The following is a 23740-nucleotide window of genomic DNA, read 5'->3' as shown; positions in this document are numbered from 1 at the left end:
ATCACGGATCATCGTCATATGCCGCCACCGCTCTCTCGTGCGCTCGCCAAAGTGCAGTATCGAGTCTTGCCTCTGCTGATCGCGGCTTATTTCACGGCCTACCTCGACCGGGTCAATGTCAGCTTCGCAGCGCTTCAGATGAATGCGGATCTTTCGATCCAGCCTGAAGCGTTCGGATTCATCGCCGGCGTGTTTTTTCTCGGCTATTGCCTCTTCGAGGTTCCGAGCAACCTCGTCATGTCGCGGGTGGGCGCGCGAATTTGGCTGGCGCGGATAATGGTTACGTGGGGCCTGTTGTCGGCCTCGACTGCATTCGTCACCGACGTCAACGTTCTTGCGGTTCTACGTTTCACGCTCGGTGCGGCCGAAGCGGGCTTCTTCCCCGGCGTCATTTACTATCTCACCAATTGGGTTCCGGCGGCGGAACGCGCTCGCGTCGTCTCTATTTTCATGATGGCCGTTCCGATTTCCACGGTGATCGGATCTCCACTGTCGGGCTGGATTCTGGATGCGTGGAACGGCGTCTGGGGGGTCCGTGGATGGCAATGGCTGTTCGTGCTCGAGGCCGTGCCCGCAATCATCCTCGGCGTGATCTGCTTCTTCGTTCTCGTGGATACGCCCGCTAAGGCAAAATGGCTGTCCGAAGAAGAGCGCGATGCACTGCTTGCCCGGCTCAAGGCCGACCGCGAAGTGGATATCCCAAGTCACAGTCACTCGATCCGCGGGGCTTTGACGGATCGGCGCGTGCTCGTCCTCGCCGCGTCGTGCTTCGGCACCGGAATAGGACTCTACGGGCTGGGCTTTTGGCTGCCCCAAATCGTCAAGAGCATGTCCTTGACGAATACTGAAACGGGCTTCGTCGTCGCCGTGCCATACCTGATCTCCGCGCTTTTCATGTGGGCATGGGGGCGCCATTCGGATCAGACGGGCGAACGCATCTGGCATATCGCGATCCCGGGCTTAGTCGCCGCCGCGGCCTTCGGGTTGTGCGCTTTCGTATCTTCACCAATTCTGCTGCTCGTCCTGCTGACGATCGCATCCGCTTGCACACTGTCGATTTTCCCGGTCTTCTGGACCGTGCCGGCAGCGATACTCACAGGACCCGCCGCCGCAGCCGGGATCGCACTGATTAATTCGGTCGCAAACAGCAGTGGTTTTTTCGGCCCGTATCTGGTTGGCTTCGCCAAACAGCACGGCGCGTCCTCGCAGTATGCGATTGCGCTGCTGGCTGTCTTCATGCTGGCGGGTGCCGTGTTGGTTCTCTCGATGGACTTTGGAATCAGGAAAATCGCGAAGAAATCGTAAGGGGGGGGAATGAGTTCGACGCAGGACAGCGTAGCCGAATCCGGCTGGCCGCTGACGGTCAAAGACCGGACGTGGACGACAAGACAGTTGACGGTCGTTCTGCTTGTGACCGCCTGCGGAAACTGGTCCTACCTCATTGGCCAATACGTCGCCTTCTATCTCGATTTCAAAATGGGCGTCTCGGCGTTGATCGCAGGATCGATGATCGGAATGCTGATGCTCACGCTTGCCGTCGTGCCGATGTCGACGAAATACGGCATCGACTCGATCGCAGCGTCGAAGCCTCAGTTCGGCAATCGCGGCTGGTTGATCACCGTCTTCCTTCAATATGCGTCGATCATCGGCTGGAATACCCTGCTGCTCGTCTTCTTCGGAAAAGCTGTTGCTCAAGCCCTGATCACGGTGGGATTGGCCGATCCGGAAAGCTCGCTCACGATCGTCAGGATCGTATCGGCGGTGACGTGTATCGTCGTCTATTTGGTGCTGCTTCGCGGGCTTAAGGGTCTCGAGGCCGCCTCCAACGTGCTCTTCTTCGTCGTCGTGGGGATCGGCATTTGGATGCTCTACCAGCTGCTCTCCTCGAACGCGGAAGCGCTGGCCGTCGCGAAGCCGTCGATGGCTTCGCCGAGCTTGGCCTGGAATTACGTCACGGGCGTCGAGATTAGCATCGTTTCGCTTCTGGGGTTCTGGGCATATTTCGGCACGATCGTCCGTGAATCGCCCTCTCCGTCGAAGTCCGTGTTGCCGTCCATGCTGGCGATGGGATTGTCTCTGCCATTGCTCAGCATCGTCGGGCTCGCGGCGATGTTGGTGCTGCAGGTGCCGGACCCGACCGCGTGGCTCGTGTCTCTCGGCGGCCCGCTCTATGGCCTCATTGCGTTGCTGTTGATCATGGCGGCCAATCTTGGTCCGTCGCTCGCCGGTGTCTATTCGACGGCCATTGGCCTGCGCCGCGTCCCGGCGCTCGGAGATGCGCGCTGGGGCACGCTCATTCTCTTTTCGATCGTACCGGTCGCGGCCGTCGGCATTCTCATCCCCGAAGAGTTCTTCTCGAACTTCGGCACGTTCTTGGCGTTCATCGGCGTCTTCTTTGCGCCGCTATGCGCGATCCAAATCGCCGATACCTTTTTGCTGCGCCGCAATTCGCTCAACGTCCGCGGGATCTATCAAGACGGACCGGGCACGCCTTACGAATTCTGGGGCGGCTTCAATCCGGCCGCTCTGCTCGCGATGGCGGCAGGCTTCGCAACCTATCTCTATCTTTTGAATCCCGTCTCGTACGCGAGCAGGTGGCCTTACGAATATACGACCGCTTCGTTGCCGGCCGCACTCGTTGCCGGGATCGTTTTCGTTGCCGTAACGCGTCTCCTCGTCATCCGCATGCGGAAAGGCGACTACAAGTAAGCCTTGGACTGTCGATCCCGACCGCGTGCCCAGAGCCCGATGGCGCGCGGATAACCCCGCCGCCCGCACCATTGCGCAATATTTCGAGAGACGCTTCGCGCCGTCCCGCTCAGGATGCTTACGGGAAATTGGGTGACGACGCGCGGGCGGCATCCGGGCGCGCACTGTAAAAAGAAAGCCCATAAGAGCGGAAGGGGGTCGTTGACTTAGATCAATTTGCGAAATACGGTCGTCAACGTCTTATGAAATACGCATTACGGTTTGAAGCTGCTTACCTGATGCGCAATCTGCCTCGAACATGGACAATCATTCCAATAGAGGCGCAATTCGACGGACGTGAGACGCGTCGCGCGTCGAGCGGACTATTGAACGGTCTTCAATGTCGGCCAAGCGCCGCGGGGGCACGATGCATTCTTGGAATGCCGAAGTGGCGATCGGGCCGCGCAATGCGCCGGCCGTGGCTTTTTCAAAAGCCCGGGCCATTCGTCTTCTTTGCTCCGCCGAACGCGCGCGAGCCAATCAGCGCACAGAGCTTCGTCATGCAGGGCGTTTTCCGGTCATCGAACTCGGGCAAACGCGATCCCGCCTGACCTACTTCGCAACAGCACCAGCAGCCATCGGGAGTTTCTGAAATGAATGACGGTGAAGGTAAGACCAACAAGAAGACTCTGTCCCGCCGCCAGATACTGCAGACCGGCAGTGTCCTAGCCGGCGCCGCGCTTTTGCCGATGCCCGCAATTATCGGGCGCGCTCACGCACTCGACGCCAAGGAAGCCTTCAAGGGCGAAGAGTTGACGGTGTGCGCATGGTCGGGCGGTTACCTCGACTCGTTCAAGACCGCGATTTCGGATCCGTTCAACGCCAAGTACGGCACGAAGGTGTCGCTGGTCGGCGGCTGGGATCAGATGGTCGCGCAGATGAAGGCGGCGCCCGCAGGCAAGCCTCCCTTCGATATCACCGTCTCCGAGGAATACACCACGCTCGGCGCGCTCGCCGAAGGTCTCTACGCGAAGACCGACAGATCCAAGCTTCCTCAGCTTGCCGACCTGCAGCCGTTCTTCCTCACCGCACGGCCGGAAGCGGCCCGCGACTACGGCGTGCCGTTGGGTCTGGGCTTCTCTCTGCCGCTGTTGAACACGGCCCTCACTGCCGACAAGCCGCTCAGCTGGGCGACGATGTGGGACAAAGACCTCGAAGGTAAGCTTGCCCTCGATGCCGGAGCCTACTGGTGGCTCATCGCCATCTCGGCGATCTGGGGCGCTAAGAAAGACTTCAACGCCTTCTACGACTGGAAGCCCGGAATGGTGTCCGACCCCATCTTCGAGGCGGTCGAACGGCTGCGTCCCGCCAAATACTACAAGGATGGCGCGGAACTCTCGTTCCTCATGCTGCAGGAGCAGGCATCGTTCGCGCAGATTTATTCGGCGGACGCTCTCGGCCTCACTCAGAACGGCGGCGCAACCTTCAAAACCGGCATTCCTGCCGACGGCACGGTCGCCTATGGCGATTGGTACATCAAGGTTAAAGGCACGCAGCACGATGCGCTGGCAGACGCCTTCCTCGGCTATTTGCTTGAGCAAGAAACGCAGGATCGTTTCATTCAGGTGCAGATGTCCGTGATGTCGCGTAAGGATGTGACTGTGCCGGCCTTCTGGCACAACTATCCTAAGTCGAACGATGACCTGGTGAAGAACGTGCGCTTGATGACGATGCAGGGCCTGGAGCGGCTGTTGCCGAGCTTCGATGCGATGGGCGAGCGCTTCCAGCAAGCAGTGCTCAAGACTTCAAAGGGCTAAGACTGAATATGGTTTGTGCCCTTCGATTGGAACGTGTCGTCAGGCGTTATGGAAATCACGCCGCAGTCGATGAGATCGATCTCTCCGTCGAGAAGGGTGAGTTTCTCACCCTTCTCGGCCCGAGCGGCTGCGGGAAGACGACCACACTCCGTCTCATAGGTGGGATGGATCGTCCTGACGGCGGCATCATCGAGATCATGGGGCGCAGAGTCGATCGCCTGCCGAGTTACAAGCGCGATACCGCCACCGTCTTTCAATCCGGAGCATTGTTTCCTCACCTCACGGTGGCGGAGAACGTGGCCTACGGATTGAAAATGCGTGGCGTATCGCAGGGCGATATCGCCCCGCGCGTGAAGCGCATCCTCGATGTCGTGAGAATGGAGAGCTTCAGCCAACGCTATCCGGCAGAGATGTCGGGCGGCCAGCGCCAACGCGTGGCGCTGGCGCGCGCAATGGTCGTCGAGCCAAGCATTTTGCTTTTCGACGAGCCGATGAGCGCGCTCGATCTGAAGCTGAAGCTCGAATTGCGGTCGGAGATCCGCCGCCTTCATGAAGAACTCGGCTACACCGCTGTCTTCGTGACACACGATCAGAGCGAGGCAATGGCGCTCTCCGATCGCATCGCCGTCATGAACAAGGGCAAAATCGAGCAGATCGGTCCGCCCATTGAAATATTCGAAAGACCCGCGAGCGAGTTCGTCTACACCTTCGTCGGTGAATCCTGCTCGCTGCGGCTGCCGCCCGCTCTCGGCGGAAGTGGCGCCGATGCTGCCAGCGGAAAAGTATTCATTCGTCCAACAAGCCTCGGATTGGTCAACGGATCCGGCGCCGAAAACGAGGTGCTGGCGCGGATCACATCGGTGGAGTACCTCGGCGGCACATATCGAATTCATGCCGAGACGGACCGCGGCAATCTTTTCTTCGATAGTCCGGCCGCTCCGTCCGTCGGCCCCGATCACATGGTCAAGGTCGGTTGGAAGACCGCCCACGCAACCTATTTTCCCAAATCATGACTGCCGAGGCTGACATCGTGCCGAGCCGCTCAAAGGTCTCGGCAGCACTGCCGAGCATCCCATGGCTGATGCTGCCGACGCTCGTGTTCATCGTGGTCGCCTTCGGCTGGCCGTTGCTCTATCTGCTTCGCATGAGCTTCAACGAACATCCCGCAGGCGGGATTTACGTCGAAGCCTGGTCGCTGCGAAACTATCTGGTCGTGCTGACCGAGCCCAACATGCTCGCCGTGATCGGCAGAACGATCTACATCTCGTTGGTCACCGCCATCGTCACGGTCGTCGCTGCATTTTTCTTTGCACAATTTGTTTGGCTCCGCGAAGGCCGCAACAAGCTGATGCTGCTCGCCATTGCGATCGCGCCGATGCTGATCTCGGAGGTCTCAGTCATCATCGGATGGCGGATGTTCTTTCCCTCGAACGGTCTGCTTTCCTATGCGCTGATGTCGACCGGGCTCAGCGATCAGAAGGTCAATCTCCTCGGCACCCAAATTGCGGCGGTCGTCGGCCTTTCCTACATCTCGATTTCCTATTGCTTCTTCTCGATCCTCAGCGTTCTGAACGGGATCGATCGCAATCTACTGACCGCCAGCGGCGACCTTGGCGCATCGCCACTCCGAACGTTCTTCACGGTCCTCTTGCCCCTCGCTAAAGGCGGCATAGCAGCAGCGTTTACGCAGGCGTTCGTCTTTACGATGGGCATCTACGCGACCACGAACGCGCTCGGCCCGGATTCGCTCTGGACGATGCCCTACGAAATCCAGCTTCAGATGCTGACGCGTCGCAACTGGCCGATGGCCGCCGCGATTTCCGTCGTGCTGATCGCGATCATCGCGACGACGGCGCTCGTGACGCAATGGCTCCGGCACAGAAAGGCATCGAGCCATGTTTGAAGACCGCGCCTTCGGATATCTCCATCGCGCTTTTGCGGCACTCTTCATTCTGTACGTCTTGATTCCGCTCGGCATCACCGCAGTCATGGCGTTCAGCGACGACAACGTCATCCGCTTTCCGATCCGCGGCTTTTCCGGACGCTGGTTCGGACAGTTCTTCAACGACGCGCAGTGGATCAACGCCGCTTGGAACTCACTTCACATCGCGATTCTGACCGCGTTCATGTCGATGGTCCTGGCGCTGCCGGCGTCTTACGCACTGGCGAATGGTAAAAAAGCCCAGCCTCTCTTGCAAACGCTTTTGATCTTGCCTCTCTTCGTTCCGGGCGTCGTGCTCGGCATATCGGTGGCTATGGGGCTCGGCTCCGTCAATCTGTTCGGCCAAGATCTGTTCGGCTCCAAATTCCTCGTCGCGTGCGCTCACACGCTTTGGGCGCTTCCGTTGGCGATCACGGTTCTCGTGCCGACGTTCGAAACGCTCGATAAGAGTTTGATGGAGGCGGCCGGCGATCTCGGTGCTCCGCCCCTCAAGGCCTTCTTCAACGTCATCGTGCCCGTCGCGATGACTGGCATCGTGTCGGCGGGCCTGTTTGCATTCATCACGTCGCTGAACGAATTCATCATGGCGCTGTTCTTGACGACGCGCGAAACGCAAACGCTGCCGGTCATGCTTTGGCTGTCGCTCCGTTCGAGCGCGACGCCTCAAATCGCGGTCGCGTCGTTCGTATTGGCTGCTTCGGTGTTCACGGCCGTTGGTCTCGCCTACGTCTGGTACGGACTGTCCCGTCGCAGCAGAAAATAAAGTCCAAAAAATCACATAAGTGAAAATTTCTATTGAAAATTTCACGATGACAGACGAAAGTCTGCGTAGGGAAAATCAGTCCATAGGTAGGTTTGATGTCGTCGTTCCGGAATCGCGTCGAGGTTCTGATTGTCGGGGGCGGCGTTGCCGGCGTCTCGATTGCCTATCACTTGGCGAAACTCGGCATCACCGACGTCATGCTTTGCGAACGCAAGCAGCTGACGTGCGGCACGACCTGGCATGCAGCCGGCCTCGTCACCCAGCTTCGCGCCACGCGCAACATGACTGAGCTGGCGAAATACACGGGTGAACTCTTCGCCAGCCTCGAATCCGAAACAGGACAGGCAACCGGCTTTCGTCAGAACGGTGCGCTTCGCGCCGCGAAGACGGAAGGACGTTTCGAAGAACTGAAGCGCGGCGCCTCAATGGCCAGAAATTTCGGCCTCCCAGTTGAGGTCTTGCGGCCGGAAGAACTCAAGGAGCGCTGGTCGCCACTGAACACCGACGGCCTCGTCGGCGGCCTTTGGGCGCCGAAAGACGGGCAGGTCAATCCGGTCGACGTGACGATCGCGATGGCGAAGGGCGCGCGCAAGGCCGGAGCGACGATCCTTGAGAACATCCGCGTTGAACGCATCCTCGTCAAAGGCGGCCGCGCTGTCGGCGCGATCACCGATCAGGGCGAAGTCCGCGCCGATAAGGTGGTCATCTCCGGCGGAATGTGGTCGCGCGATCTCGCCGCGCTGAGCGGCGTATCGCTTCCCCTCCACGCCGCCGAGCATTTCTACATTGTCACCGAGCAGCTGCCGAACCTGCCGCGCGATCTTCCCGTTCTCTTCGTCACCGACGAGGAGGCCTACTACAAAGAGGACGCGGGCAAAATCTTGCTCGGTTGCTTCGAGAAGAACGCCAAGCCGTGGGGACATGAAGGCATTTCGCCTGACTTCTGTTTCGACTCTCTACCCGAAGATTTCGAGCATTTTGAGCCGATATTGGAGAGGGCGATGAACCGCGTGCCGATGCTTGCTGATGCCGGCATCCAGCTCTTCTTCTGCGGTCCCGAGAGCTTCACGCCCGACGACCGGTATCTGCTCGGCGAAACGCCGGAGGTAGAGAACCTCTTCTGCGCATGCGGCTTCAATTCCATCGGAATTCTATCGTCCGGCGGCGTCGGCAAGGCCTTGTCGCAATGGATCCGCGACGGCCGTCCGCCTGTCGAGCTGACCGACGTCGACGTTCGCCGCATGATGCCGTTCCAGTCGAACTGCAAGTATCTCTACGACCGGACGACCGAAACGCTCGGCCTGCTTTTCGATATGCACTGGCCCTATCGGCAGTTCGAAACGGCCCGCAATGTCCGGCGCAGTCCATTCCACGACAGGCTGATCGCGCAGGGCGCGTTCATGACCGAGGCTGCCGGCTACGAGCGTCCTGGCTTCTTCGGCCTGCCCGGCACGAAGCCCGAAATCGAATACAGCTACGGCCGCCAGAACTGGTTCAACTTGGCAGCTGAAGAGTGCCGCGCGACACGCGACGCCGTCGCCTTGTTCGACCACAGCTGCTTCACGAAATTCGCTGTCGATGGACGCGACGCCTGCGCCGCGCTCAATCGAATTTGCGCCAACGACATAGACGTTCCGGTCGGCCGTCTCGTCTATACGCAGTGGCTGAACGAGCACGGCGGCATTGAGTCGGACGTCACCGTCACGCGACTGTCAGAGTCGTCCTTCATGGTGGTCTCGATTGCGGTATCGCAGGTTCGCGATTTTGCGTGGCTGACGCGGCACCTCCCGAAAGACGCGCACGTTTTCGCGCGCGACATCTCTTCCGGACTGCCGATGCTGGCGCTGATGGGCCCGAAGTCGCGCGAGCTTCTGAGTTCCATCTCGAATGCGGATCTCTCGAACGCGGCGTTCCCGTTCGGCACCAGCCGCGAAATTGAGATCGGCTACGCCAAGGCGCGCGTGAACCGCGTGACCTTCGTCGGCGAACTCGGCTTCGAAATTCTGATGCCGGCCGAATTCGCCCAACACATCTTCGACGTTCTCGTCGAAGCAGGAAAAGCCTTTGGCCTGAAGCAGGCCGGCTATTTCGCGATGAATTCGCTGCGCATGGAGAAGGGCTACCGGCACTGGGGCCACGACATCGGTGAGGATGACACGCCGCTCGAAGGTGGGCTGGACTTCGCGGTCGCCTGGGACAAGAAGGGTGGCTTCATCGGCCGCGAGGCGCTCCTGAAGCAGCGCGAAAGCAGTCCGCTGAAAAGGCGGTTGGTGCAAATCCAACTCGAAGGCGATGACGCGCCGTTGCTCTATCATGAGGAGCCGATCTGGCGGGACGGCAAGGTGATCGGCTCGATCACGTCCGGCGGCTACGGTCACCGTATCGGCGCGTCGCTCGGCATGGGTTACGTGCGCTGCGAAGAGGGCGTCACCGCTGAGTGGCTCGCCGCTGCGCCCCTCGAAGTCGAAGTCGCGTGGCAGCGCTATCCGGCGCGCGCGCAACTCGGCCCCTGGTACGATCCGAAGAGCGAGCGCATCAAAGCCTGAGCGCCTAGAATTCAGAACCCAGTCGCCGCGCGGCCGCGAGAATGTCCTCCGGCCCCGGCGGTCCTTCAATTGCGTCGAACAGAATTTCGAGCCGCGTCTCGGGAATCCCGCAATAACCTAGAATGCCGACTTCGAGCTGCGTGCGCATCGCGTCGTCATAGCCGCGTTTTGCGTAGGCCTCTGCTGAACTGCCCGCAATGGCCAGCATCCAAGCGCGCGACTGCGGATATTTCTTGTCGCCGTAGGCCCAACCATTATTCCAAACGCGGTCGATCCAGCCCTTGAGAAGGGCCGGCATCGACCACCACCATACTGGAAAGACCATCACGGTCGCGTCGTTACGCTCGATGCGGGCCATCTCGGCCCGCACAGCAGCGGAATAAACCTTTTTTGCATCCGACCAATCCGGCTCGTCAGGCTCTCTGAGAACCGGATCGAACCCTTCCGCCATGAGATCCGCAAGTTCGATCTCGTGACCATTGGCCTTTGCCGCCTCGGCAAAAGCCTTGGCGGCGGCATAGGTAAGCGAGTCCGCGCGCGGATGAGCCGTGACGAGAAGTATTTTCATGCGCTGGGCTCGAAGCTTTCCGCCTTGGAATACGGGAACCACCAGAAGTCCTGGTTCGAAGCCTTCGGATCGATCATGACGAACTTGGTGTTCTGGAATTGCGCAAGGCCTTCCGGACCAAGCTGACGACCGCTGCCGGAGAGCTTACGTCCGCCGAAGGGCAAGGCGTCATTATCGAGAAGCGGTGCGTTGACCCAGAGGATGCCGGATTCGATTTCGCGCACCGCCCGGAAAGCTTCATCCATGTCGAGCGAATAGAGATTGGCGCCGAGCCCGAACCGCGAACGATTGGCGAGAGTGATGGCTTCGTCGAAGCTCTTCACCTTGCAGATCGGCGCGACGGGGCCGAACGGCTCTTCGTTGAGAATCTCCATATCGGGCGTGACGCCGGAGAGAACGGTCGGCTCGACGAACCAGCCGCGATTGAGCGCTGCGGGACGGCCGCCGCCGGTCTCCACCTTGGCGCCCTGTTGGCGGGCGCGCGCGATCAGTCCTTCGAAACGATCGCGCTGCCGGCTGGTCGCGAGCGGCCCGAGATCGACGGCGCCGAGACCGTTGCCGATGCGGAGCTTGCGTGCCTCGGCGACAAGCCCTTCGACGAAGGCGTCGTGAATGTCTTCATGAACGTAGAAGCGTTCGGCCGACGTGCAGACCTGGCCGCAATTGAGATACGCAGCGAAGGCGGCGCCTCTGACGGCCATGTCGAGCGGCGCTGACGGCATGACGATAAACGGATCGTTGCCGGAAGCTTCTATGAGGCTCGGTTTGAAACTCTCCGCGCACGTCCGCGCCACGGCCTGACCGACAGCAACGGAACCGGTGTAGGCAACGCCATGCGTTTTGGGGCTCGCGATGAGGCGCTGGCCGACGCGCGCGCCGCCGGTAACGACCTGCAGCAGCCCGGGCGGCAGACCCGCGAAAACCTCCATGAACTTGAGCGTCGTCAAGCTCGTCTGCTCATGCGGTTTGATGATGACGGAGTTTCCGCCCGCCAGCGCCGCCGCGGCTTCCCAGCACAACAGAACGAGCGGATAGTTGAACGGCAGGATGATGACGATCGTGCCGAGCGGTTCCTTCACGCTGAAATGAAATTGCCCAGGAACCGTAGCGCCGGCGAGGCGTCCGGTCTCATGCCGTGCGAGTTCGGCGTAATAGTCGATCGCGGTCGCGCACCAGGAAACCTCGTCGGTGGATTCCTTGAATGGCTTGCCTTCTTCGCGCGTCAGGCATTCGGCGAACGGGCGGCTGCCACGGCGAAGTGTCGATGCGATGTCGTGCAGAATGACGGCGCGGCTTCGCGCGTCCATCGCCATCCAAACGCGGCGCGCGTCATTCGCGACGTCGATGGCGCTGTCGACTTCGTCGTCGGGACAGTCGGCGATCGATCCGAGCTTATCCTCCGTCGCCGGATCGATGACGTCGAAATGTTCGCCCGCGCGGCTGGCAACATATTTGCCCGCGACGTAGATCTTGCCGGACAGGAATGCGAAGTCGTCCAGAGCCGCCATTGGTCTCTACTCCGTTGCTGAGTTCAGACGCTCAGTGTATAAATTTATCGAACATAGCGCTATAAAAATATAATCGGCATCGCGCATCGCGACGTCAATCTGAGCGTTGACGGCCCTGCATCCAAACTTGATGACGTGGGTTACGCGCAAGCGCTGGAACGTATTTGGGAAACACAGACATTCACGTGGATGGGAAGACGATGGCTGAGCGCAAAAAAGCGGTAGTTGAAGTGACCGCAAAGGCTCGCGCACGAGCGGAGGCAAGCGAACTTGCAGTCGGGTCGCGGCTCAAGCAGGTGCGCGAAGCGGCAGGCCTTTCGCAACGCGAACTCGCCAAGCGTGCGGGCGTTACCAACGCGACCGTATCGACGATAGAGCAGGAAACCCACGCGCCATCGCTTGCGTCGCTTCATCGTCTGCTGACTGCCATACCGATTTCAATTGCGGATTTCTTCGCGCTGCCGGTGTCGCAGAAAAACGCGCTTTTTTACAATGCGGACGATCTCGCCGTCGTCTCCCGCGGCGCGGCCGATCTTCGCGTTCTCGGCAGCGAGCGCCGGGACAAGAGGCTTCAAATGTTCATTGAGCGCTATAAGCCGGGCGCCGGCACCGGCGATGATCCCATCATTTACGACGGGGAAACCGCCGTCTTGGTCATTGAAGGGACGATCGAAGTGGAAGTCGGCGGCGAGACCTACCGCCTCCGCAAAGGTGGTGGTTATCAGCTCTTCGGGCGCGTGCCCTATTGGTTACGCAACGTCGGCAAGACCGAAGCGGTTGTGGCCTGCGCGTGCACGCCACCCATCTTTTGAGCGGCAACGTCTTGAGAGTCAGTAGGACGGCGGTGTGATGGCCCAGACGACCACGGTCTCTACGCTGCCCGGGTTGCGGTAGCGATGAGGCGTTGTCGAAGGAAAGCTGAAGCTATCGCCTTCGCGCAACGTGAATGATTGTTCGCCGATCCAGAGTTCGAGCGAACCGGCGAGGATCAGCCCGGCCTCTTCGCCATGATGCGTATAGGGCGATCCGGGCTCTGTTGATCCGGGTGGAAATCGCGACATCAGCAACTCGAGCTGCCCGCGCAGATTGGGCGACAGCAGCTCGTCGGTTATCCCCGATGAAAAGCGCAGCGTACGCCTGTTGCCCGCACGCACGATAAAATCGCGCTCTTCCGGGTCTCCGCCCTCCGCGTTGTGCAGAAACCATCCGATGGTGACGCCGAGCGCCTTCGCAATATCGTGCAGCGTCTTGATGCCGGGGGAGGCTATCCCGCGCTCGATCTCGCTCAGATGCCCGATCGACAGCGACGTTGCGAGCGAAAGCTCCTTTATCGTCAGCCTCTTGGCTTTTCGCAGATCGCGAATTTCCGCACCCACGCGCGTCGGCGTCAGATCTTCGTCATCCGAAGCCGTCGCCGCCTTCTCATTTGACGCCGGCATTTGCGTTCCCCAGGCCATTGATCAGTCACGCCTAAAATTTCATCTTGTCAGGCGAAATTTGCAAGGCATAATTTCGCAATGATGAATTTGCCCGATAGCTCTGCGCCCGCGCGTGATGGCCATCCCGATATTTTGTCGGCGAAGGCGTGGATCGGCAAACTCGGCGGAAGCCCCGTGCGGCCTCGGAGCTTCGCTGCTTCGCCGGTTCTGGCGATCGGTCATTTCCGCTTCGACGGCTTGGCGGAAGAAGTCGAATGCCCGAAGCTCCCCTTTCATTACATCTCGGTTGCGCTGGGCGGACCGTTGATCATCGAAGCGTGTCTCGGCGGCGAAAAGGTCAAAGGACGTGTTCTGCCCGGTCAATCCCTGATCATGGCAGCGGAGCGCAGCAACGTGTGGCGCTGGGACCGGCCGACGGAAGAAGCGCACGTCTTCCTGCATGCTGATTTTCTAGACAGGATTGCGGCGGAGGCCGGCAACGGCCGCGCAGACATCTCCGATCGCCTCGCGTTCACGGACACGCCGCTCCGCCACACGATACTGGCGCTCACCGAAGAAATGCAGCGTCCGGGGAGTATTTCACCGCTTTTCTTCGATATGGCCGCCGATGTCATCGCGCGCCGCATCCTGTTCCGCCATTGCCAGAAAGATGGAAAAGCCGGCGCGAGCACGGCGGGGGCGTTGACGGCGCGTCAACTGCGCCGCGTGCTGTCGCTCGTCGAGGATCGCCTCTCGGAAGATATCTCGCTCGACGATCTGGCAGGCGCCGCGGGGTTGAGCCGCTTCCACTTCGTGAGAGCGTTCAAGACGGCTGTCGGGACGCCGCCGCACCGTTGGCTGGTCGGGCTGCGCATCAAACGCGCCAAAGAATTGCTCTTGAACCGCGCCACGACGATTATCGACGTCGCCTCGCTCGTCGGTTTCGAAAGCCAGAGCCATTTCGGCCAGGTTTTCCTCAGCCACGTCGGCATGCCTCCGCGTGAATGGCGCCGCCGCGCCCTTTCCTGAGCAAAATTGGCAATATTCCGAGAGACCGGCCCCTCTTCTCCCGCCCATCATTCCCCCCGCAAGGGCGAGGTGGCCGCTCGCGGGAGATGAGCATGACGACAATGTGGGGCGATAGCGCCTATTACGGACTGGATGCAGAGTTCAATCCGGACTGGTTTTTAAATGCAGAGCAAAAAGAGCTTCGCCGTGAGCTGATCGAGGTTTGCCACAACGTCCTGCGGCCGAACGCGATCGAGTGCGATAAGACGAATGCATATCCGCGCGCCAACATTGAAGCGCTAGCCAAGCTCCGCCTTCTGGCTGCCATCGTGCCCAAGGAATTCGGCGGTAGAGGCGAAAATCACGTCGGCATCACAATGATCGCCGAGACCATCGCAAGGTACGGCTGTCCGTCCACTGCGCTGATCTACATGATGCACATGGTGGCCGTCGCCGGGCTCGTCTATCGCGCCAAAGGCAATACCGAGATCGAGAGTCTGTTGTCGCGGATCGACAGCGAATGCCTCATCGGCACCGCATCATACACCGATCCCGAAACCGGTGGCCATTTCTGGTACCCCAAAATGTCCGGCGCAAAACGCGTCGAAGACGGCTGGCACGTGCACAAGAAAGCCGCCTGGACGACATCGTCCGGATACGCTGACTGGTATATCTCGCAGACCACGAGCCCGGACTTCGACGGCAACTACGGCAACCTTTCCGTATTTCTCTTTTACAAGAACGAAGTGAAAGGATCCGCCGGCAAGTGGGACGCGCTGGGAATGCACGGCAACCAGTCCGGCCCTGTCGAGATCGACACGGTGGTTCCCTCAAACCGCATCGTCGGATGGCCGGGCGACGGAGCCATGTCCAACGACGAGGCGATCGATCCGCTCGCGATGCTCATGTACGCGGGCTCATATAACGGTGTCGGGCTCGCCTGTATCGACGTCGCCAAAAGACATGTGACGCGTAAAGCGCACGTGCAATATGGCCGCCGCGTCGCCGATTATCCGACGATTCAGGATACGTTCGGCCGCGCGATCATGGATGCCCAAGCCTCGCGCTTGTATGCCTACTCTGTCGCAAAGGCTTTGGACGACGCGACGGACGGCGGACGCTGGGACATCTATTACGACGATCCCAAGGCGATGCCGCGCGCCGAGTTCGCGCTCTGGTGCTTCAAGGCAAAATTTCTTGCCACGCGATTCTCGTTCGAGGTGTCGGACAAGATGCTCCAGGCTTGCGGCGGCCGTGGCTACATGCGCGACGTTGAGCTTGAGCGTCTCCTACGAGACTCGAAGGCAGGTTGGATTATGGCGCCGTCCAACGAAGTTACCGCCCAGCTCGTCGGCAAATGGGGCCTGTTCGGCGCCGAAGCGATCGATTGGTGGAATCAGAAAGTCGACGAGCCCGTTTTGATGATTGAACTCGGCAAGCTCGACGACGCGGGCAAACAGAAAATTATTCAGAAGCTGACTTCCGAGCTTCAGACCAAGAAGGTCGCCGCAGAATGATGGCAGCCGACGATTGGATCTCGCCCGACGACCCGTTGGACCTGCGCAAGGCACTCAGCTGCTTTGCAACGGGCATCACGATCATTACCGGGACGACGGAAGAAGGTGCGCGCTTCGGATTGACGGCGTCAAGTTTCCAGCCCGTAAGCCTGACTCCGCCGCTGGTCCTTTACAGTGTCCGGAAAGGGGCAGCGAGCGTCGGCCTTGTGAAGGGCAGCGGATCGTTCTGCGTGAACGTTCTTCGTCACGAGCACGTCGAACTCGCGAAGCGCTTCGCAGCCCCGATCGCTGATCGCTTCGATGGCGTCGAATGGTACCGCGGATCATTGGGCTGCCCCGTGCTGCCGGATGCCATCGCAACATTCGAGTGCCGTCTGTGGACCACATACGATGGCGGCGATCACGAAATCGTTGTCGGCGAAGTTGTGAAAATGCGGCGCGCGCCGAAGGGCAACCCGTTGGTCTACTTCCGCGGCGAGTTCCATCCGATTGTCGCCGACACTCCACGCGTTTCCTGAGAGGTTCTGCTGATGACACTCATCGCCCCGGTCAAATCGGAACACGTCACGTTCGATCCGCCCCAGTTCGCCCATCTCGGAATGATCCCGGAGCTGGTCGTGCTGCCGGTGAAGGACGAGCGCATCTGGGTTCTGCTGGAGCCGAATGTCTGGTTTCGCCCGCTGTTTTTCGACATGAACTCCGGCGCGCACGGCGAAGTCCTGAGGGTCAAAAAGGGCGGAGTTCTATCGCGTCATCGCCATCCGTCGCCCGTGCACGGTTACGTGCTGAAGGGCAGCTGGCGATATCTCGAGCATACGTGGCGCGCAGAAGAAGGCTCTTACGTTATGGAGCCGCCTGGCGAAACGCACACGCTGACGTGCGATAGCGGCGACGAAATGCAGACTTTGTTTTTCATTCAGGGCGCGACGCTGTACATCGACGACCAAGACAAAGTCACGCTTGTCGAAGACAACTTCCAACTCATCGAAGCTTGCCGCAAGCACTACGAAGAGGTTGGCCTCGGAGCCGATTTCGTCAATCAGTTCATTCGCTGAATAAGCAGTATCCACGCCCGCGAAAACTCTGCGCACCAGTGAAATGGCGCGCAGATCTTTTTTGACGGCTCGAATGCGGTCCTAAAACTTAAGCCGAACGTTGCCCGCGATTGCGTTGTCGCGCGCATCCTTCGCGAGCTGCCCGGTATAAGAAACACCGATCTTGGCGTCAGTACTGATGCGTAAGTCAGCTCCGGCATCGATAAGAGCGGCGTTGAACGAAGGCTATGCCGTTCGATAGCGAGTAGCCCACGTCCTCGCTGCTGGACAAGCCTGCGAGTGCAGCGTCGCCACCGGCCACGGTAAAAGCGGCGCTATGCAACCGCTCCCCATGACATCGCGTAGCCAAGTTCGCCGAACGCACGGTAGGCGACGCGATCATTCAGCATTGAAGCATGTAACACTGAAGTGCTAGTCCAAATTTCGAGCGCTCGGTGCGAATTGCTGCACGCATTGACGGCCGATGAGGCCGTATACGCGACGGGCGCGGACGAGTTCGCTCGCCGATCCTCGCGGCTCCTCGTCGCTCGTATTGACGAGAACTGGATCGCAGCCGGGAACAAAGCATCAGGATCAATCATTTTCCTCCCACGAGAGTCAGGGAGAGACTTGATGGCTACAACAGAGCAGGACGTTTCTTCGACGGTCCGCAGCGCAACGAGCGTCGCTAAGCGAAATATTGATCAAACCGCCGACTACGCCGTCTCGGCATTTGACGATGTTCAAAGTGTCGGCGCCGAGTTGAGGCGCGCGATCAATAAATCGATGAAGAAGGAGCCGTATACGACGCTGGCAATGGCCGCGGCGGCGGGCTTCGTTCTCGGCGCCCTGTGGCGAGCCTGACCGGTGAAGACACGAGCGCCAGGGGCTGCGTGGCCCTTCCGCTGCCGCTTGTGAAAGGTCGATCGACCCCGCGAGTGGCCTCCGGGGTCGATCTGGTCGTTACTTCTTCTTGCGCGAATCTTCGCACTTGCCGCCCTTCCAGTACTTGAAGGTGCCCTTGCAGTCCTTTTTCTTCGCCTTGTGATGATGTCCAGCCTTGTGCGGCTTGTTCTTCGCGAAAGCTCCGGTCGTCGCCAAGCCGGTTCCGCAGAAGGTGAAAGCAGCCAGAGCGAGCACTGTCGTGAGTTTCATGAATAAGTCCCCCAAAGAAAGCCGACCGTAATGATCGGTTAGGGGTCGCTTATCCCAACTCTGTGACAAGTGAGTGTAACGAAATGCCGGTGCCAATGAAGCACCGGACACTCGCTCATTTTCTCGCTTCGCTAGCCAGTATCTCATCGTATGCGAGCACGGCATCGAGCAGCACCTGCGCGCCCGCGGCACACTCGTCCATGCTCGTCGATTCGGCCTCATTGTGACTGAGGCCGCCTTCGCACGGCACGAAGATCATCGTCGTCGGGGCGACGCGGGCGATGTAAGCCGCGTCATGTCCTGCACCCGACACCATATCGCGCATCCCGAAGTCCGATTTCACAGCGGCGCGGCGAACGCAATCAATCAACTCCGGCGCGAACTTCACGGAAGGCGATGACCAGATGCGCTTTTCCTCGTAGTTCAGCTGCAGGGGAGGGAGGCTGGTTTTCAGAGCCGCCCGCAACTCCGCTTCCATGATGTCGAGCGCGTCGTCGTCAGGATGGCGAAGATCGACGGTAAAAAATACTTCGCCCGGCACGACATTGCGGCTGTTCGGCTTGTTCTCGATGAGGCCGACGGTCGCGACACCGGGCTGATGCTTCTGTCCGATTGCATCCACCGCCTCGATCATGCGAGCGGCGCCGACCAGCGCATTCTTGCGCAAATACATTGGCGTCGCGCCGGTGTGCGCATCGACGCCCGTAACCGAGATCTCATACCAGCGCATGCCCTGCACGCCGGTCACGATTCCGATGAGCTTCTTCTCGTCCTCCAGGATCGGCCCCTGTTCAATGTGAAGCTCGAACATGGCCGAGAACGTGTGATCTCCGGCCTTCATTGGACCGCGATACCCGATACGCTCGAGCTCTTCCAGAAACGTGACGCCTTCGCGATCTGTCTGTTGGTAGGCGTGCTCCCGCGTGAGTACGCCAGCAAAAACGCCGGAAGCCATCATGGCGGGTGCAAATCGCGAACCTTCCTCATTCGTCCAATTGACGATCTCGATCGGCGCGTTCGTCTCATAATCCTGTTCGTGGAGCGTACGCATCACCTCGAGCCCGCCAAGCACGCCGAGAATGCCATCGAACTTGCCGCCGGTCGGCTGGGTATCGAGATGCGAGCCCATGGCGATCGGGGGCAGGTCGTTGTTGCGGCCGGGTCGCATAGCGAACATATTGCCGACTTCGTCGGCGCGCACCGTGCAGCCAAGGGCTTCGCACTGGGCTTTGAACCAGTCGCGGACCTTCCGGTCTTCATCCGAGAGAGCAAGACGGCGTATGCCGCCTCTTTCGGTGCCGCCGAATTTGGCGGTCTCCATCAAGCTGTCCCACAGGCGTCGTGAATTGATGCTGAGATTGGTCCGCATGGCATTCCCGTAATTGGCGCTGCAGACTAGCCGCAAATCGCTCTGAAGCAATTGAGAAAAGTGCAGCAATTTTGATCACGGAGGTCCAGCGCAAAGCACGCGATGCAATCGGACCGGGAGATCAGGGTGATTGGTGAGGCCAGCCTCGCGTATCCGGCAGTCGCTTCTGGCTCACGCGCCATCGACACGCCGGTAGTAGGTCGACGTCCGTCCGAAGAAGCCCGATAGGTTTCCCCACGCCTTGGTGACGCTGATGATGCCCTTCAGCATTGTTTTTTCGCCGGCAAATCTTCGCAGGGGCCAGAGACACGCACCGGCAAGCATCAATAAAATACCGATGAAGAACCGCCGCACGCCATGCGGCAAGCGCTTGGCCAAGGTTTTTGGGTAGCCGTCGCGCATGATGTCGAGAAACACAGCCGCCGCCGCGACCATGTAAGTGCGCTGCAGAATTCGCCCGAGTGTCAGCCGGGAGCCGGGCACCGTTTCGATAACCATCGCCTCCGCGACGAATACGATGCGCGCGCCTTTCGCATGTGCACGCCTGAAGAAATCGACGTCCTCGGCGCCGAATGTGAGACGATCGTCGAATCGCAAGCCCAGCCCATCGCGGGCAACGATGCGGGAGTTGAACAGGACGTTGTTCGTATAGGCGTCCCGCCGGAATTCACCGGTCACCCGCCGTGACTGCGAAATCGGTTTCCACCAGTGAGGTGGCTCGCTATCGGTCACCTGCGTTACCGGGCCTGTCGCAACGTCTGCGTCGAACCGGATGCACCCATCGAACAGCTGAAGCAGCCAATCCGGCTCAGCGTATTCGTCATCATCGAGCATCGCAATCCAGTCGCAATTCCCGGCGATTGCGGCTTCAATCGCGCGATTTCGAGCGTGAGGAATGCCGATTTTCGGTTCGAAATAATAGTTTATGGGAATGTCGTGCGAGCTGCGAAATTGATCGACGACGCTTAGCGACCGTTGTTCGTGATCGTTTTCCACGACGACGATGGAAAGCGAAGACTCATTCGGGATTGAAAGCCGACTCAAGCTCTCCAGCGCGCGGCTAAGCATTTGGGGCCGCTTGGAGGTGCATACTGTAACTGTGAAACGCGCCATTTACAGTATCGTATCAGCTATTTTCGCTCGCCCGATCAGTTGCGGGAGACAGTTTTTGGTGATGGGGCCTGGCGACCATGATCAATCCCTTAGCAGGTAACTACGAAAGTTAGCGGCGCAAGAAAAAAATTCCGTGGATAGCTTCTCGCATCACCTCATCGGCGATTACTGTTGGGGGCAACCTCCTTTCAAACGCGAATGCGAAATCGAACAATAGCGTCACAGCGCGTTTGTTCAAGCATAGACATCCGATCTCTCGTTCTAGTGGGACCTCGGTGCGCATAATTTCAGAGGTGACTGTGCTTGGTTCGGCTCGACGATCTGGAGTTCTTCAGCGCCTTTCCGAAGAATCAACCTTCAGGACCACGCTGGCCCAAACGCCGGTCCGAAAGTCCAAAACTGGAATGGAGTTCCGCGAATCTCTTTTGGTGCTTCGCCTCCTGTTCGACAATGACGTTCGACGCGAGCGCTTCAGATGCAGGCTATTGTGGGCGGCGAGAATTCCGCATCCAACATTTCCAGTTGGATGCCAAAACGCCCGGGCTATCCTGGCCACGAAGTTTGATTGATCGACGCGCATAGCCGTTCCTAGCGGAGGCGACGACTTAGTTCAGTCGAGGCCTTCGAACGTTTGTCGCGCTCCGGCGACTTCGAACGCAGCAATGCCCCGCAAAATAGCAGCAAATTTGCTCCGGTCCGGCGAAGGGACGGCGGACCACAGGCTCTCAGATCTTTCGAAGCCAGCATTCTCTACTGATGACGCGCGTTGCAGCCCGGCGCATCTTTTCGACGTGCGCAGAAATCGATATTGCAACCAATTCTAGAGAGCAGATCTTCATGTTTTTCGGGCGGACATCGGCATGCTACGGCACGAACCGCTTGAGGACATCCGCTCATGGCAAGCTTGTATCGAGGTGCGCTCCGGATCATCACGGTGAATCCGTTCGATGACCAACCGGATCGCGACAATGCAAAGGCAGCGTTTATTTACGCGGTATTGGCGGTGGCCAACATCGGTGCCTGGGTTTGGGCCTTCATCGCCTTATCGGATCGCCCGGCGCTGCTTGGAACAGCACTTCTCGCATATGTTTTCGGGCTCCGGCATGCATTCGATGCCGATCACATCGCGGCCATCGATAACGTCGTTCGAAAGCTGATGCAGGACGGGAAAGCACCGTATTCCGCGGGCTTTTTCTTCTCGCTCGGTCACTCGACGGTCGTCGTTCTCGCCACCATCATCATAGCCATTGCCGCTGTAGCGATGCAGAGCAAACTCGAGGCGTTTCACAGCATCGGCAGCGCATTCGGCACGATGGTGTCGTCCTTGTTCTTGCTCATTATCGGCATCATCAACCTTGTAATCCTCAGGAGCGTCTGGGCGGCTTTCACGCGCGTGAAGCGCGGAGAGAAGATCATCGACGAGGATCTCGATGCATTATTCGCGGGGCAGGGGGTTCTTGCTCGCATTTTCCGACCCTTATTCCGTATCGTCTCATCCTCTTGGAAAATGTTTCCGATTGGATTCCTATTCGGACTGGGCTTCGATACGGCAACTGAAATTGGATTGCTCGGCATCTCGGCGGCTCAAGCCGCACAAGGGATGTCCATCTGGACGATAATGGTGTTTCCGGCGCTCTTTACCGGCGGAATGGCCCTCATGGACACCACGGACAGCATTCTAATGACACGTGCGTACGGATGGGCCTTCGTCAATCCGCTTCGTAAGCTCTGGTACAATCTGACAATCACCGCAGCCTCTGTTGTCGTTGCGATTTTTATCGGCGGCATTGAAGCGCTTGGGTTGATCGGCGACAAGTTGGGACTCAAGGAGGGATTTTGGGGCGTTGTCGGAGACCTGAACGATAATTTGACGAATTTTGGAATCGTCATCGTCGGTATCTTCATCGGCAGTTGGATCATATCGACCATCCTCTATCGCGTGCTGGGATATGAGGCGTTGAATGTCGAGGAATGCCTATCTCCTTCGAGTCGCGCACCGCTGGTGAAAAAGCCGACACGATGAAACAAGAATAGAAATCCCGAGATGATCGTGCCGCGCTCACGGCCCGCTTCGACGGAGCTTGCACCGCAACGGAACTACTCACATTCGCGCACTCAGTAACTCAGGCCTAAGGACGTTGAAGGACAGTAGGAGACGGAGCAAAATCTCACTTGTAAGTTCCGCGCCCGCGACACCACTCACGCGCAACGCAATCGGAATTTTTCGGCACCGCGTGGAACGTCCGCTAGCCGACCATGATTGTACGCAACACGTTCTTTGATTCCCATGCGCACGATCTGATTTTACGCAATTGCCAATCTGATTTTGCGCGATGCCAATTGGGCCGCGTCAGTTTCTCATTCAACGCCGTCGGCAAGCATTTTGATCCGACCGGAGGTTTTGATCATGCATTTCACCCCCCGAGAGTTCGACAAGCTCATAATTCATATGGTTTCGGAAGTTGCGCTGAAGCGCAAAGCCAAGGGCATCAAGCTGAACCATCCGGAGACCGTCGCAGTGCTTTGTGCGTGGGTACTGGACGGCGCCCGCGAGGGAAAAACCGTCGAAGAGCTGATGGATAATGTCCGCACGGTCCTCAAGGCGGACGATGTGATGGAAGGCGTGCCAAGTCTGCTGCCGCTCATACAGGTTGAAGCGACGTTCTCCGATGGCAGCCGGCTCGTCAGCCTGCACAATCCCATAACCTGATCGGCAATAGCCATATCCGAATTCCAATTGCATCTCGACGCAAACGTAGGAGGCGTCTGTGGCTAAAACTCCCAGCAAACAGCAAGCACCCGCACATCCGCAACCTGAACATGCCGATGTTCCGCACAAGTCTGTAAGGCCTATCGGCGGCTATGTTCTTGCGAAGGATCCAATTGAAATCAATGCGGGCCGGTCGCGCACAAAATTGAAGGTTCGCAATACGGGTGATCGGCCGGTGCAGATCGGCTCGCATTTCCATTTCTTCGAGACCAACCGCTATCTCGAATTCGATCGTGCGCAAGCGTTCGGCAAGCGCCTCGATATCCCGGCGAATACCGCGGTGCGCTTTGAGGCAGGCGACGAAAAGGAAGTGACGCTCGTGCCTTTCGCGGGAAAGATGTTTGCGTACGGCTTCAATAACCTTGTCGACGGATGGGTTGGCGACGGTCCAACCCCGGACTATCGGCCGAACTTCGACATGGCAATCAGACGCGCCGGAAAGCGCGGCTTCAAATCCGTGACACCCCAGAAGTGAAAGGCCGCAGCCAAGTCTCGCAGGCAATATATCGGTATCGGTCGTTCAG

Annotated in this window: 22 protein-coding genes; 16 read left to right on the top strand and 6 right to left on the bottom strand. The window is 59.1% G+C overall.

From position 1 onward, the window contains the following. Positions 1-18: 18 nt before the first annotated feature. From AACL53_RS14825 to AACL53_RS14795, 7 genes are all read left to right on the top strand, one after another. Positions 19-1305 (top strand): MFS transporter, encoded by a 1287-nt coding sequence (locus AACL53_RS14825; RefSeq protein ID WP_339085297.1) that lies wholly within the window; start codon positions 19-21, stop codon positions 1303-1305. Positions 1306-1314: 9 nt separating this feature from the next. Continuing rightward, the gene (locus AACL53_RS14820; RefSeq protein ID WP_339085296.1) at positions 1315-2709 is read left to right on the top strand and encodes a cytosine permease; all 1395 of its coding nucleotides are present in this window, start codon (positions 1315-1317) and stop codon (positions 2707-2709) included. Between the two features lie 632 nt (positions 2710-3341). Further along, the gene (locus AACL53_RS14815) at positions 3342-4505 is read left to right on the top strand and encodes a PotD/PotF family extracellular solute-binding protein (protein WP_339085295.1); all 1164 of its coding nucleotides are present in this window, start codon (positions 3342-3344) and stop codon (positions 4503-4505) included. Between the two features lie 8 nt (positions 4506-4513). After that, positions 4514-5518 carry an ABC transporter ATP-binding protein gene (locus AACL53_RS14810; protein WP_339085294.1) on the top strand — a complete coding sequence of 335 codons (1005 nt, stop codon included), beginning with the start codon at positions 4514-4516 and terminating at the stop codon, positions 5516-5518. A 17-nt stretch (positions 5519-5535) separates the two neighbouring features. Next, positions 5536-6408: an ABC transporter permease gene (locus AACL53_RS14805; protein WP_339085293.1), complete on the top strand. Its 873-nt coding sequence runs from the start codon at positions 5536-5538 to the stop codon at positions 6406-6408. Then, on the top strand, positions 6401-7210 hold the full coding sequence (locus AACL53_RS14800; RefSeq protein ID WP_339085292.1) for an ABC transporter permease: 810 nt from the start codon (positions 6401-6403) through the stop codon (positions 7208-7210). The genes AACL53_RS14805 and AACL53_RS14800 overlap by 8 nt, the downstream gene beginning before the upstream one ends. A 95-nt stretch (positions 7211-7305) precedes the next feature. Continuing rightward, complete coding sequence (locus AACL53_RS14795; RefSeq protein ID WP_339085291.1) at positions 7306-9756, top strand: FAD-dependent oxidoreductase; 2451 nt, start codon at positions 7306-7308, stop codon at positions 9754-9756. Positions 9757-9760: 4 nt separating this feature from the next. Here the strand turns inward: AACL53_RS14795 and AACL53_RS14790 are convergent, their stop codons facing one another. Beyond that, positions 9761-10324 (bottom strand): NAD(P)H oxidoreductase, encoded by a 564-nt coding sequence (locus tag AACL53_RS14790; RefSeq protein WP_339085290.1) that lies wholly within the window; start codon positions 10322-10324, stop codon positions 9761-9763. Further along, a complete protein-coding gene (locus AACL53_RS14785; RefSeq protein ID WP_339085289.1) occupies positions 10321-11832 on the bottom strand; it encodes an aldehyde dehydrogenase in 1512 nt (503 codons plus the stop codon). Before AACL53_RS14785 ends, AACL53_RS14790 begins: the two co-directional genes overlap by 4 nt. Before the next feature lie 200 nt (positions 11833-12032). Between AACL53_RS14785 and AACL53_RS14780 the strand changes: the two genes are divergently transcribed. After that, entirely contained in the window at positions 12033-12644 is a 612-nt protein-coding gene (locus tag AACL53_RS14780; RefSeq protein WP_339085288.1) for a helix-turn-helix domain-containing protein, read from the top strand. 18 nt (positions 12645-12662) lie between these two features. Here the strand turns inward: AACL53_RS14780 and AACL53_RS14775 are convergent, their stop codons facing one another. Continuing rightward, on the bottom strand, positions 12663-13271 hold the full coding sequence (locus tag AACL53_RS14775) for a cupin domain-containing protein (protein WP_339085287.1): 609 nt from the start codon (positions 13269-13271) through the stop codon (positions 12663-12665). A 78-nt stretch (positions 13272-13349) separates the two neighbouring features. On the opposite strand from AACL53_RS14775, the gene AACL53_RS14770 reads away from it, so the two are divergent. The 5 genes from AACL53_RS14770 (at position 13350) to AACL53_RS14750 (ending at position 17673) form a co-directional block, all read left to right on the top strand. Beyond that, positions 13350-14279, top strand: a complete 930-nt coding sequence (locus AACL53_RS14770; RefSeq protein WP_339085286.1) for an AraC family transcriptional regulator — start codon at positions 13350-13352, stop codon at positions 14277-14279. 92 nt (positions 14280-14371) lie between these two features. Next, positions 14372-15775: an acyl-CoA dehydrogenase family protein gene (locus AACL53_RS14765; protein WP_339085285.1), complete on the top strand. Its 1404-nt coding sequence runs from the start codon at positions 14372-14374 to the stop codon at positions 15773-15775. Then, a complete protein-coding gene (locus AACL53_RS14760) occupies positions 15772-16293 on the top strand; it encodes a flavin reductase family protein (protein WP_339085284.1) in 522 nt (173 codons plus the stop codon). The genes AACL53_RS14765 and AACL53_RS14760 overlap by 4 nt, the downstream gene beginning before the upstream one ends. 12 nt (positions 16294-16305) lie before the next feature. Further along, entirely contained in the window at positions 16306-16830 is a 525-nt protein-coding gene (locus AACL53_RS14755) for a 2,4'-dihydroxyacetophenone dioxygenase family protein (RefSeq protein WP_339085283.1), read from the top strand. Between the two features lie 612 nt (positions 16831-17442). Continuing rightward, positions 17443-17673 carry a hypothetical protein gene (locus AACL53_RS14750; RefSeq protein ID WP_339085282.1) on the top strand — a complete coding sequence of 77 codons (231 nt, stop codon included), beginning with the start codon at positions 17443-17445 and terminating at the stop codon, positions 17671-17673. A 99-nt stretch (positions 17674-17772) separates the two neighbouring features. Here AACL53_RS14750 and AACL53_RS14745 read toward each other — a convergent pair whose 3' ends face one another. The 3 genes from AACL53_RS14745 to AACL53_RS14735 form a co-directional block, all read right to left on the bottom strand. Next, a complete protein-coding gene (locus AACL53_RS14745; protein ID WP_339085281.1) occupies positions 17773-17964 on the bottom strand; it encodes a hypothetical protein in 192 nt (63 codons plus the stop codon). A gap of 115 nt (positions 17965-18079) precedes the next feature. After that, a complete protein-coding gene (locus AACL53_RS14740) occupies positions 18080-19333 on the bottom strand; it encodes a M20 family metallo-hydrolase (protein WP_339085280.1) in 1254 nt (417 codons plus the stop codon). 171 nt (positions 19334-19504) lie between these two features. Then, positions 19505-20446 carry a glycosyltransferase family 2 protein gene (locus tag AACL53_RS14735; RefSeq protein ID WP_339085279.1) on the bottom strand — a complete coding sequence of 314 codons (942 nt, stop codon included), beginning with the start codon at positions 20444-20446 and terminating at the stop codon, positions 19505-19507. Positions 20447-21374: 928 nt separating this feature from the next. On the opposite strand from AACL53_RS14735, the gene AACL53_RS14730 reads away from it, so the two are divergent. The 3 genes from AACL53_RS14730 to AACL53_RS14720 all read left to right on the top strand — a co-directional run bounded on the left by AACL53_RS14730 (position 21375) and on the right by AACL53_RS14720 (position 23691). Then, on the top strand, positions 21375-22469 hold the full coding sequence (locus tag AACL53_RS14730) for a HoxN/HupN/NixA family nickel/cobalt transporter (RefSeq protein WP_339086956.1): 1095 nt from the start codon (positions 21375-21377) through the stop codon (positions 22467-22469). Between the two features lie 384 nt (positions 22470-22853). After that, positions 22854-23156, top strand: coding sequence for an urease subunit gamma (locus AACL53_RS14725; protein ID WP_339085278.1), 303 nt, complete (start codon positions 22854-22856; stop codon positions 23154-23156). 58 nt (positions 23157-23214) lie between these two features. Then, positions 23215-23691: an urease subunit beta gene (locus AACL53_RS14720; protein ID WP_339085277.1), complete on the top strand. Its 477-nt coding sequence runs from the start codon at positions 23215-23217 to the stop codon at positions 23689-23691. The last annotated feature ends 49 nt before the right edge of the window (positions 23692-23740 follow it).

This window comes from Hyphomicrobium sp. ghe19 (assembly GCF_902712875.1).
Taxonomy (GTDB): domain Bacteria; phylum Pseudomonadota; class Alphaproteobacteria; order Rhizobiales; family Hyphomicrobiaceae; genus Hyphomicrobium_B.
Note: the sequence above shows the minus strand (reverse complement) of the source record. Positions and strands in the feature narration are given on the sequence as shown.